Source organism: Erythrobacter colymbi (genome assembly GCF_002155685.1).
GTDB classification, from domain to species: Bacteria; Pseudomonadota; Alphaproteobacteria; order Sphingomonadales; family Sphingomonadaceae; genus Erythrobacter; species Erythrobacter colymbi.
Genome location: NZ_MUYK01000038.1, coordinates 1 through 10,402 on the forward strand (window position 1 = coordinate 1; position 10,402 = coordinate 10,402).

13 protein-coding genes and 1 pseudogene are annotated in these 10,402 nt (G+C 59.1%); 4 read left to right on the forward strand and 10 right to left on the reverse strand.

Annotated features, from left to right (window positions below):
* Positions 1–58: 58 nt before the first annotated feature.
* From tnpC to BZF57_RS20045, 8 genes are all read right to left on the reverse strand, one after another.
* Positions 59–1,702, reverse strand: a complete 1,644-nt coding sequence (gene tnpC, locus BZF57_RS20015) for an IS66 family transposase (protein WP_086740883.1) — start codon at positions 1,700–1,702, stop codon at positions 59–61.
* A gap of 60 nt (positions 1,703–1,762) precedes the next feature.
* A complete protein-coding gene (gene tnpB, locus BZF57_RS20020; RefSeq protein ID WP_240506054.1) occupies positions 1,763–2,104 on the reverse strand; it encodes an IS66 family insertion sequence element accessory protein TnpB in 342 nt (113 codons plus the stop codon).
* On the reverse strand, positions 2,101–2,478 hold the full coding sequence (tnpA, locus tag BZF57_RS20025; protein WP_072678280.1) for an IS66-like element accessory protein TnpA: 378 nt from the start codon (positions 2,476–2,478) through the stop codon (positions 2,101–2,103). The genes tnpB and tnpA overlap by 4 nt, the downstream gene beginning before the upstream one ends.
* 50 nt (positions 2,479–2,528) lie before the next feature.
* Positions 2,529–3,296 carry an SDR family NAD(P)-dependent oxidoreductase gene (locus BZF57_RS20030; protein ID WP_086741095.1) on the reverse strand — a complete coding sequence of 256 codons (768 nt, stop codon included), beginning with the start codon at positions 3,294–3,296 and terminating at the stop codon, positions 2,529–2,531.
* A 56-nt stretch (positions 3,297–3,352) separates the two neighbouring features.
* On the reverse strand, positions 3,353–3,880 hold the full coding sequence (locus tag BZF57_RS20035; RefSeq protein WP_162291056.1) for a TetR/AcrR family transcriptional regulator: 528 nt from the start codon (positions 3,878–3,880) through the stop codon (positions 3,353–3,355).
* Positions 3,881–4,324: 444 nt separating this feature from the next.
* A complete protein-coding gene (locus BZF57_RS21025) occupies positions 4,325–4,672 on the reverse strand; it encodes a hypothetical protein (RefSeq protein ID WP_143738600.1) in 348 nt (115 codons plus the stop codon).
* 334 nt (positions 4,673–5,006) lie between these two features.
* Entirely contained in the window at positions 5,007–5,471 is a 465-nt protein-coding gene (locus BZF57_RS20040) for a DoxX family protein (RefSeq protein ID WP_086741099.1), read from the reverse strand.
* Positions 5,472–5,496: 25 nt separating this feature from the next.
* The gene (locus BZF57_RS20045) at positions 5,497–5,781 is read right to left on the reverse strand and encodes a BufA1 family periplasmic bufferin-type metallophore (RefSeq protein ID WP_086741102.1); all 285 of its coding nucleotides are present in this window, start codon (positions 5,779–5,781) and stop codon (positions 5,497–5,499) included.
* A 186-nt stretch (positions 5,782–5,967) separates the two neighbouring features.
* Between BZF57_RS20045 and bufA2 the strand changes: the two genes are divergently transcribed.
* The 3 genes from bufA2 (at position 5,968) to BZF57_RS20060 (ending at position 7,946) form a co-directional block, all read left to right on the forward strand.
* Positions 5,968–6,258: a BufA2 family periplasmic bufferin-type metallophore gene (gene bufA2 / locus BZF57_RS20050; protein WP_086741105.1), complete on the forward strand. Its 291-nt coding sequence runs from the start codon at positions 5,968–5,970 to the stop codon at positions 6,256–6,258.
* Positions 6,259–6,333: 75 nt separating this feature from the next.
* Positions 6,334–7,170: an MNIO family bufferin maturase gene (gene bufB, locus BZF57_RS20055; protein WP_086741107.1), complete on the forward strand. Its 837-nt coding sequence runs from the start codon at positions 6,334–6,336 to the stop codon at positions 7,168–7,170.
* The gene (locus tag BZF57_RS20060) at positions 7,167–7,946 is read left to right on the forward strand and encodes an HvfC/BufC N-terminal domain-containing protein (protein ID WP_086741110.1); all 780 of its coding nucleotides are present in this window, start codon (positions 7,167–7,169) and stop codon (positions 7,944–7,946) included. Before bufB ends, BZF57_RS20060 begins: the two co-directional genes overlap by 4 nt.
* Here the strand turns inward: BZF57_RS20060 and BZF57_RS21030 are convergent.
* Both BZF57_RS21030 and BZF57_RS20065 read right to left on the reverse strand, forming a co-directional pair.
* Positions 7,946–8,080, reverse strand: a pseudogene (locus BZF57_RS21030) (IS3 family transposase); the annotation flags it as partial. The gene BZF57_RS20060 and the pseudogene BZF57_RS21030 overlap by 1 nt on opposite strands.
* A gap of 219 nt (positions 8,081–8,299) precedes the next feature.
* Positions 8,300–8,788: a tyrosine-type recombinase/integrase gene (locus BZF57_RS20065; protein ID WP_086741113.1), complete on the reverse strand. Its 489-nt coding sequence runs from the start codon at positions 8,786–8,788 to the stop codon at positions 8,300–8,302.
* Between the two features lie 191 nt (positions 8,789–8,979).
* On the opposite strand from BZF57_RS20065, the gene BZF57_RS20070 reads away from it, so the two are divergent.
* Complete coding sequence (locus BZF57_RS20070) at positions 8,980–10,314, forward strand: IS5 family transposase (RefSeq protein ID WP_086741116.1); 1,335 nt, start codon at positions 8,980–8,982, stop codon at positions 10,312–10,314.
* Positions 10,315–10,402: the final 88 nt, after the last annotated feature.

Here is a 10,402-nt window from a genome sequence, read left to right on the forward strand (position 1 = left end):
GCCAGCGGCACCGCCGGCGCCGGGTAGCCTGCAAACGCACCCTCATGAATAAGAGAGGTTAGGCGGCGATTGCGTCGGGGAGCGGCGCCCAGTTCCAAGGCAGCAACTGATCGAGCCGGGTGGCGGGGTGGTCCGCAATGCGGGCGAAGACATCGGCGAGCCAAGCCTGCGGATCGACATCGTTGAGCTTCGCGGTCTGGATCAGGGTGTAGATGATGGCGGCACGCTGGCCGCCGCGATCAGATCCGCAGAACAGCCATGCCTTGCGACCGAGCGGGATGCAGCGAAGGGCGCGTTCGGCAGCGTTGTTCGTCAAGCAGATGCGCCCATTGTCGAGGAACCGGGTGAACGCATCCCAGCGCTTCAGCATGTAGAGGCAGGCCTTGGTCAGATCATGGCCGCGCGACAGCTTGGCGACCTGCTCGGTGAGCCAAGCGTGCAGGTCGGCCATCAGCTGCGCGCTGAGTTCCTGGCGGGTGGCAAGCCGCTCGGCGGGGCTCTTGCCGTTGATGCCGCGCTCGATGTCGAACAGGGCATCGAGACGTTGCACGGCTTCCAGCGCGATCGGATAGACCATGCTGCTGCGCTGGCCGCGGCTCTTCTTGCGGGCCGAGCTGACGACATCGGCGAGCTCGAAGAACTTGCGCCTGGCATGGGCAAAGCAGCCCGCCTCGAGCACGGGACCGGGGTTGCGTCCTTCGCGGTAGAGCTCGTTGTAGCCGCTATAGGCATCGGCCTGCAGGATGCCGGACCATGGCGCGAGATGAGCTTGCGGGTGCTCGCCGCGCCGGTCGCGCGAGTAGTGGAACAGAGCGGCGGGTGGATCGGCCCCAGCAAAGGGGCGATCATCGCGGACGTAGACCCATAATCGGGCCGTATCGGTCTTGCCTCTGGCCATGACCGGCACCGTCGTATCGTCGCCGTGGATACGGGTTGCGGCGAGAACGTGCGCCTCGATGAGCTTGTAGATCGGCATCAGCGCGTGCGCCGCAGCGCCAACCTGATCGGCAAGGGTCGAGAGGCTGAGCGGCACGCCTTCGCGGGCGAACCGCTCGGCCTGACGGTTGAGGGGCTGATGCTGCCCATACTTCTCGAACAGGAGCATGGCGAGGAAGCTGGGGCCCGCCCACCCGCGCGGAACCACGTGGAACGGTGCCGGCGCCTGCGCGATCTTCTCGCAGTCCCGGCACGCAAACTTCTCGCGCACCGTCTGGATCACCTTCCACGAGCGCGGGATCACCTCGAGCGTCTCGGTGACGTCCTCGCCAAGCTTGGAGAGCCGACCGCCGCCGCAGGCCGGGCAGGAACAGGGCGCAGGCACCACGACACGCTCGCGCGGCAGGTGCTCGGGGAACGGCTTCCTTGCGGGCCGCTTGCGCTCGAAGGCGGTGACCGTGGTGGTCTTAGCCGCCGCCGCCTCGGCGATCAGGTCGTCTTCGGCCGCGTCAGCCTCGAGCTCTTCGAGTTGCAGCTCCATCTGGTCGAGCAGGCGGCGGCTACGCTCGGCGCTGGGGCCATACTGCTCGCGCTTCAACTTGGCGATCTGCAGCTTGAGGTGCGCGATCAGCGCCTCGATGGCGCTCTCGCGGGCATGGGCGTTGGCGAGCTTGGCCTCTGCTTCGTCAGCCTTCTGGAGCGCGGAAACCAGCAGCGCCTTGAGCGCTTCGACATCGTCCGGAAGGGGCGAAATGACGGCTTCCATGGAGGAGAGTGAATCATCATCCACCCTCTGCTGCAAGGCCAAAATGCCCGCATCTGCCGGTTATCCTGCGCTCTGCGGCCGCCACGTATACTGCGGGTTGCGCCAGTCGATCCCCTCCAGCAGGCAGGCCAGCTGCGAGGGGGTCAGCGACACCGTTCCCTCACTCGCTGCAGGCCATATGAACCGCCCCTTCTCGAGCCGCTTGGCGTAAAGCGACATGCCGATCCCGTCGTGCCAGATGATCTTGACCAGCGAGCCTGCGCGGCCGCGGAATACGAACAGATCGCCGCAATGCGGATTACGCTTGAGCCCTTGCTGGACCAGCAGCGCCAGGCCCTGCATGCCCTTCCTCATATCCGTGTGGCCGAGCGCGATCCACACACGGGCGCCGGGAGGGATCACCGCAGCGCCTTCAGGGCAGCCGCAACCAGCGCTGGCGACGCCGCGGGATAAATGCTCAGCCGCTTCCCGCGTGGCAGGTCGATGATCATCGCGGGGTGCTCGGCAGCGCTGACTGCCACCGCATCCTCGTCCAGCACAGCTTCGGCAAACACCGGCGCTGGCAACGCCTCGGCCGCGCTGGCCTCCTGCGCCGCATCTGCCTCGCGCAGCTTGCGCCGCCACGTGTAGATCAGCGCCGATGAAATATCGTGCCGTCGGCACACCTCGGCAACGCAGGCGCTCGGCGCGAAAGCCTCGGACAGGATCCGCAGCCGCTCTTCCTCGCTCCACCGTCGGCGCCGCTCTGGCCCCGAAAACACCGTCACCTGACCCATCGACCACTCCTAAGCGCGCTCACAAGAGCACGCTAAAGAGCGCTCAATACCTACCCAGACAAGGCGGCCCCCGCCGGATGGATACCGAGAATCAAATGGGGCGGCAGAACCTCTGCATCGGCAAGCCTCAGGATGACAGCTGCTACTCGGGCCGGATCGCCTGTTTCATTGCCCCAGAGGCCTGCAAGCTGACTCACTAACGCACCGACCGAGTTCTCATACTCAGGCATGATGGGATGCATTGAGTAACTTGCCCGCTTGCCCCAGTTTGTTCGCATTCCTCCAGGCTCCAACGCTGTCATCCTCACGCCAAACGGAGCGACTTCAAGCGCTACGGCTTCAGTGAAGCCCCCGACGCCCCACTTTGCGGCCGAATATGCCGCATTGCCAGGAAAGCCGATGCGCCCCCCGATTGAAGAAATCTGAAGAATGTGACCTTGTCGCTGCTTGCGCATGACGGGAATAGCTGCGCGGGTAAGATTCACTACTCCAAATAGGCATGTTTCAATGAGCTTTCGGAATTCGGTTGACGGCATTTCCTCAAAGGGACGAAAATCACCGTAGCCTGCGTTGTTGACGAGAACATCGAGACGGCCGAAACCTTCTACCGCTGCATTTACAGCTGCTTCAGCTTGCTCCTCGTCGGTTACATCCAACCGCGCAACGCGAAGGAGTGCACCATATCGTTCAGCCAGAATATTTAGCTGTTCGGTATCGCGTGCCGTGGCGACGACCCGGTTCCCCTCTTCTAACGCGGCCTCTGCTATCGCGCGCCCGAGACCACTTCCGCTACCAGTCACAAGCCAAACTTTTGACATCAAAAATCTCCATTAATACGTGACTACTCACTCATTAAATAAGCGCCATAATTGCGTCAAGTCAGCGCCTTCCACATGGCTTCAAAACCTGAAGCACTGATTGCGGCTGCTTGAACAGGGTTATCGGACATGTGTTCGATCGTTATCGTGACCATTGTTTCGACCAATGAGGCCACGTATGGCTTCGGAAGATCGCGAAGAGACCCGCCCGCAGAAACCTGGTGAATGAGATCGACCAATGGCTTAGCAGCAGCATAGGAAATGGCACGGGTTTCCGGCGTAATCTGGTCTGAAACTGAGAGTTGGCCCAGTGCGCGGCGCTTTACAGGATAATGGACGCCCCAAGAAATCCAACTTTCCCATAATCGCCGCAACTGCGCCTGCTGCACTTGCTCAGTTGCGACCGCCTCGATTACCGTGTCTGTGAGCTCGGCCTTCAGAGCTAGATATGTCCGATTGAGCAATTCCGCTTTTGTTTCAAAATATGTGAATATTGAACCATGCGGCACACCAGCCTGCTTGGCGATCTGCGCAGTCGCCGCGCCAACCCCGTGCTGCGCAACCAAAATGGCTGCCGCTGCCAATATGCGGTGCTCCCGATCTTCGCTTCTAGGTCTAGCCATCTCAATATCCCTCAGATATAAAAAATGGTTACTCACTCACTCATTTGCAAGGGGTCGGATGAATATCGGTCGCCCGAATGCTCGCTTCGGCGCGGAGCCCCAAGAGCGGAAACTTTTCGACCAAAACGATCTGCGACACTCCAGGAACAGGTCGCCGCCAAAATGATGCGGGCGCCCGGCCATCGACCGGACGCCCAACTTAATACTTGGGGCAATCTCCTACGGGCAGCAGCTCATGGCTGCATCGCAGCAATCAAGCACCAGGTCACAGCAAGACAAGGCGGCTGACACAACCTGATCCGGCGCAGCGGCGAAGGCAGCCGAACTAGAACCAAGAAGCACAATCACGGCAATAAGGGACTTCTTCATGATATAATCTCCATTAAGTTAAATTGATCCAATAACTCAGTGGAGATTTCGGGGTGGTGGTGGCTCTGGCTCAAATCCTGACATTGGCAAAAGCACGACTAAAAAAGTTTGATACCTGATCGACGAGAAATATGTTTCTACTGTATCAAATATCCGGTCAGCGGGAAGAGCCTGACAAAATGCAAGACAATACGTCTGACAATATTTCTGATCGTCATCCCCGCATTTACCGCAGTCAAAATTGCCTTCGCTTGCCACAGTCATTGTCCTGCAGCCAGTTACCGCATACGCGGCTTCAAGAGGCAGCAGCATGGCTAAAAATAGTGCAACTATGAGGAAGATACGCTGTGTTTGACGTGTCATAATACCCGGTTCGCGGTGCATGACCTTAAGGTTACATGTAGCTCAGCCGTCAATGATAAATGAGCACGGCACACACAGGTTTCCCCTGCAGCGCAACCCAGCAGGGATCGCGCGAGTTCTGGCCAAAGCCACTAACAACTCTTGATCGGCACACACGAATGCGGCGAAATCGTCAGCCAGCTTGAATCGGGCGTTCCGACCACACAGCCTTCGGTCAGTGAACCCGATGTAACAGTGGGATATACAGTACGAGCAGGAGTGGCGCCCTGCGACGATCGACGACTAAGCCAACGCCGTTCGGTCAGGGCACCACCTGCTCTACACAGTTTTCACTGTCTCGCTGATTGGCAGCCTCTCATTCATCCGCTCTCGTCAGGCGGCCCACCAACATGTCGATTGATAGCATACCTCCGCCACGCACGATCAGAATGATAGCCATTGCCGCCCACAAGATGTGCGTTGTCCACCAAGCCTCAGGATAAACGAATACCTGGATGACAATGGTGATCGAAAGCAAAGCGGCAGCCGATAGACGGGTTGTCAACCCGATCACAAGCAGCGCTGGAAACAGATGCTCACTTGCCGTCGCAAGTGGCGCCGCAATCTCTGGTGGCAAAGGAACGCCAGCATAGTCATTCTCGAATAGATAGCGGGTTGAATCGCTGATCTCAATGAGACTTCCCTCACTCACCTTGCTGCGGCCGGATCGCCAGAAAATCCCGGCAAGTGCAATCCTGAGAAGCAGCAATGCCGCCCCCTCTGCCCATCGTGACGCAAGGACTGCCACGATCCGATCGTTCCAAAAGTTGATCAAACGCATTGCTTGGTCCTGACCGGTTCTGGCATCAGCGATTGATTGGCTTCAGCGAGCCGTTGCCCTTAGGCGTCTTGATTTTCTCGCAAGAACCCTTTTTGACGAGCTTCCATGCATTGCCCTGGTAATCACGGGTCGAAGTGCCGGCGCAGCTCGTGCCAGGTCCCGCCGAGCAATCGTTCTGTCCAGCCTTGGCGATACCGTAGCACTTTTCCATTTCTGCCTTTTGCGCGGAAGCCGGGGCTGAGGTGACACCGGCAGCCAAAGCTGCGCTGACAGCGATTCCGGTGATGCGGGCGATTGTGGCAATCTTCATGGTATTGGCTCCAAGTTCCTATAAGTCGGTGCCGTCCCACCTCGGAACGGCACCTGCCCACCTTTCGCCGGTTCGTGCGCCGCCGTTACAGGCCAAAAAAATTCTGCTCAGTGTAACAACGCAGTCCGTGAGCCCGAAACAGCGGTCGTGCAATTCTGCACCAACGTTACAGAAGGAATCGATGAGATGATCAAGGTAACCCGAGCGACTGCCACCATCGCTGCAACTGCTGCGGCTATTGCGCTGTCTTCGTTCTCGGCTTTCGCGGCTGATGCGCCGACCGGAAGCAACGGGCGTGCCCTTAATGCCGACGATACCGTTCATTGCTACGGCCTCCATAGCTGCAAGGGCAACTCCGATTGCGCCACTGCCGAGCATGAGTGCAAGGGCCAAAACGCCTGCAAGGGCCATGGCTTCAAGGCGATGAAGGCAGGCCAGTGTCTCTCCAAGGGTGGTACGATCGGCGACCTCGGCTGATCGTGTCCTGGTCCGGCGGGCAATTCCCCCTAACCCCTCGCCCGCCGGACCAATTCATGCATTAGGATTCCTGCAATGCCACATATCTCCGCATTCGGCGGGTTCGGCCTCGGCCTGCGCCGAGACCATTATCGGGATTTTCTCGACGGCGAGGTCGGTGTTGACTTTGTCGAAGTCATTTCTGAAAACTTCATGATCGATGGCGGCCGCCCGCTTCGCGTGCTTGAACAGGTGCGCGCAAAACTGCCCGTCATTCTCCACGGTGTTTCCATGTCCATTGGATCGGCCCATGGACTGGATCGTGATCACCTGATCCGGCTTAAGGAGCTCGCAGATCGGATTGATCCTGTGTGGGTCTCCGATCATCTTTGCTGGACTAGAACAAGCGCACACAACAGTCACGACCTGCTGCCGCTTCCGCTAACCCGCGCAGCGATCGACATCGTATGCGACAATATCGATCTCGCACAGGAAGTCCTTGGTCGGGCGATGCTTTTTGAAAATCCTTCGAGCTATCTGACCTTTCCGGAAGACGAGATGGCGGAATGGGAATTCCTCGACGAGATGAGCAGGCGCACCGGTTGTTATCTCCTCCTCGACATCAACAACATCTATGTCAGTGCCTGCAACCACGGCTTCGATCCTACCACCTATCTGGCCGGAATAGCTGCCGAACGGGTTCGGCAAATTCATCTGGCAGGCCATACGCCAGGGGAAATAATTATCGACACACATGATCGTCCGGTTTGTGATAATGTCTGGCGGCTTTACGCCGAGGCAATTGGTCAACTCGGTGATGTTGCCGTGATGATCGAGCGGGATGATGCCATTCCGCCGCTATCTGATCTGCTGGCCGAACTTGATCGCGCGCGCATCATTGCCGGCGCATCGCGCGCAAAGGTGGCAGCATGACGCAGCTCTTGCGCACTCAAGCCGCCTTTCTCGCCTGCCTCTTGGACGATGAAGCCCCCTTGCCATCGGGATGGGATGAGCGGCGGGCCGCCGGTATCGACGTTTATCGCAACGCCTATCGATCACGGCTCATCGATGTCATGCGGAGCATATTTGAACGCACCTCCAGGCTGGTTGGGGACGATGCCTTCATTCAGGCCGCCGCTCATCATTTGATCACAAATCCACCGACGAGATGGACAATCGATCTTGTCGGCAAAGGTTTTTCAGAGGTTTGCGCTGAACTGTTTACCAATGATCCTGATGTCGAGGAAGTTGCATGGCTGGAATGGGCGATGCACGAGATCTTCACTGCAGCTGATGATGCCCCTTTGACATTGGCCGACTTTGCTTCCGCCACGACCAATTTCGATGACGCGCAATGGGAAAATCTTCGCTTCGAGTTTATTTCAGGGATGACCCTCCGACCGGTCGAATTCGACTTGCGCAAACTTTGGGAAACATTAGCCGAATCGACGTCATCGGCGGAGATCGTGCAGTTGACCGAGCCGAAATGGCTTATTGCCTGGCGCGAAAAGGAACAACCGGTGTTCGCGCTTTTCCATGAAAGAGAAGGGCTGTCGGTAGACAAGATGCGTCGAGGCGCGACCTTTGGCGACGTATGCAATGACCTGAGTGTAGATGCCGGAGCACAGTTAGCTGCGGCTACTGTGGGAGGCATGTTACGAAACTGGTTGGATATCGGGCTCGTCAAAGGCCTTCACTCTTATCCCTAGTGCCACCCAACCCGGTTCTCGCTCGCCCACCTCAGGATCGCTGGGCTCGTAAACTCCGTTCCGTTATCGCTGACGCTACAAGCCGGTTTGCCATAGAGGCGCACCAGCGTGTCGAGTTCACGTGCGAACCGGGCAGCCCAGCGTTTCCGCTTGAGCAACAGCTGCTTCAATCTCCTCGTTCGAATGGCATAACCCAGCCACTCAACCGATCTCCCGATCGTCTATCTGTTGACATTTGTCGACGTTGCTTGCGGTGCTGCTTTTGTAGCACCGCCGTGCTAGTCCGCTGCGTGCATCACGGGCCAAGAGGCGCAGCAAACATAGCCTGGAATCAGACGCTGCGTCTCATTGGCCTATGTCGACAGGAGGGACCGCAGCTTCGCGTCCCAAGCATCGAGAGCGGTGCGCTTCTCATCGTCATATCTGTAGCGGTTGTATATTCCCGCGACCCCTGCCCTTGTTCCGCTGATATGGTTGAGCACGCTTTCTGTCACCTCGACGGGGACCCTCAGCGACTGGAGATGGGTTGCGCCGGTTCTGCGAATATCGTGCAGCCGCCAGTTCGGAACCTCCACTTTGTCGGGGTCTCCACCTTCTTCGATCTGCTTCGCTTTCAGATATGCGATCATGTCCTTATGAAGCACCAAGCGACCCTTGAAGAAGCCCGATACCGGGGTTGTGCCCGTGGTGGTGAACACGAGGCCCTTGCGCTTCGGGCCCAGAAGCTGAAGTTCTGCCAGCGCAAGTTTCGTCAACGGTATGACGTGCTCCTGATCATTTTTTGCCCGATCAGCCGGCAGGGTCCATCGACGCGCATTGAGGTCGATTTCGGACCAGTCCATCTCGTCGCCCGTGAAGAACTCTGAATCCCGCGGGAATGCGTGGGTTTTGGCGGATTTGAAGTATTCGAATTTGCAAGGTTCTGGGGAAATCGGGCAAAAAGCTTGCGATTGTGGGCGCCGGTGCACGAGGGGGCTTCCCTCGCAAATCGGGTCGTGATTCAGTGCGCTGATTGACACGACGAGGTTTGCCGATGCCGCCGAAGAAGCCCGCTCCGCGCAGCGATGAGCTGTTTCGCAGCCAGCTCGACAACATGATCGACATGGAGCACGCGCTGGTGAAATTGGCGCGGCTGATCGACTGGTCGCGGTTCGATGCGGCGTACGGCCGGTTCTATGATGAGAAGGGCCGCCCTGGCTTGTCGACCCGGTTGATGGCGGGCCTGCATCTGCTCAAGCACATGGAGGGCCTGTCGGACGAGGCCGTTTGCGCCCGGTGGGTCGAGAATCCGTATTACCAGTTCTTCTGCGGCGAGCAGTACTTCCGCCACAAGCTGCCGCTTGATCGATCCTCGATGACGCGGTGGCGTGGGCGGATCGGCGCGGACCAGCTTGAGCTGCTGCTTGCCGAGACGCTGCGTGTGGCGATGGCGACCAATGCGGTGACGCCGCAGGCGTGCGAACGGGTGACAGTGGATACGACCGTGCAGACCAAAGCGATCGCCCACCCCACCGACAGTCACCTGTTGATGCGCGGCATTGAATGGCTGAACCGTTTGGCCAGGAAACACGGGATCAAGCTGCGCCAGTCATTCCTGCGCGTCGGGCGCCAGGCGCGGCGTGATGTCTCGCGGCTGATCCACGGTCGTGGGCACAAGCAGGCGATGCGCTGGGTGCGCCGCTTGCGCACCTGGCTCGGCCGGCTTGACCGCGACATCGGCCGCAAGATCGCCGGCAATGAGGAGCTCGAGGCCGCCTTCGCCGTCACCCGCGAGCGGGTGGCAAAGATCCTCACCCAGAAGGCTGGCAGCACCGACAAGCTTTATGCCTTGCACGCCCCCGAGGTGGAATGCATCGCCAAGGGCAAGGCGAGGACCCGCTACGAGTTCGGCGTGAAGACATCGATCGCGGTTACCAACGCGCGCACCGCCGGCGGGCAGTTCATCGTCGGGATGCAGGCGCTGCCCGGCAATCCGTACGACGGCCATACCCTGAGTGGACAGATCGCACAGGTCGAGCGCCTGACCGGCATCACTGTCGAGCGGGCCTATGTCGACCGCGGCTACAAGGGGCACAAGCATAGCGGAAAGGCCAAAGTCTATATCGCCCATACCCGCGGCATCGCCTCACCCACGATCAAACGCGAACTGCGGCGACGAAATGCTATTGAGCCGATCATCGGCCACACCAAATCCGATGGCCTACTTGAACGAAATCACCTCGCCGGTGCCACCGGCGATGCCATCAACGCCATCCTGGTGGCCGCCGGGCATAATCTGAGGCTACTCGTCGCATGGCTGACCGCCCTTTTGCGCGCCCTGCTTGCGGCTTGGCTACCCGTAGCACAGCATAAAATGGCCGCTGCCTGAGCCAAACTACCTGCTGGGTGCAGCCCAAGACGCTGACGGGCCCGGTATACCCGGCACCGAAACAAACATCGCTTTGTTCACGGACGAC

Coding starts and splice junctions, on each gene's coding strand:
- tnpC (WP_086740883.1), bottom strand. CDS start 1,702: ATGGAAGCCGTCATTTCGCCCCTTCCGGACGATGTCGAAGCGCTCAAG.
- tnpA (WP_072678280.1), bottom strand. CDS start 2,478: ATGGGTCAGGTGACGGTGTTTTCGGGGCCAGAGCGGCGCCGACGGTGG.
- BZF57_RS20030 (WP_086741095.1), bottom strand. CDS start 3,296: ATGTCAAAAGTTTGGCTTGTGACTGGTAGCGGAAGTGGTCTCGGGCGC.
- BZF57_RS21025 (WP_143738600.1), bottom strand. CDS start 4,672: ATGCACCGCGAACCGGGTATTATGACACGTCAAACACAGCGTATCTTC.
- BZF57_RS20040 (WP_086741099.1), bottom strand. CDS start 5,471: ATGCGTTTGATCAACTTTTGGAACGATCGGATCGTGGCAGTCCTTGCG.
- BZF57_RS20045 (WP_086741102.1), bottom strand. CDS start 5,781: ATGAAGATTGCCACAATCGCCCGCATCACCGGAATCGCTGTCAGCGCA.
- bufA2 (WP_086741105.1), top strand. CDS start 5,968: ATGATCAAGGTAACCCGAGCGACTGCCACCATCGCTGCAACTGCTGCG.
- bufB (WP_086741107.1), top strand. CDS start 6,334: ATGCCACATATCTCCGCATTCGGCGGGTTCGGCCTCGGCCTGCGCCGA.
- BZF57_RS20060 (WP_086741110.1), top strand. CDS start 7,167: ATGACGCAGCTCTTGCGCACTCAAGCCGCCTTTCTCGCCTGCCTCTTG.
- BZF57_RS20065 (WP_086741113.1), bottom strand. CDS start 8,788: ATGGACTGGTCCGAAATCGACCTCAATGCGCGTCGATGGACCCTGCCG.
- BZF57_RS20070 (WP_086741116.1), top strand. CDS start 8,980: ATGCCGCCGAAGAAGCCCGCTCCGCGCAGCGATGAGCTGTTTCGCAGC.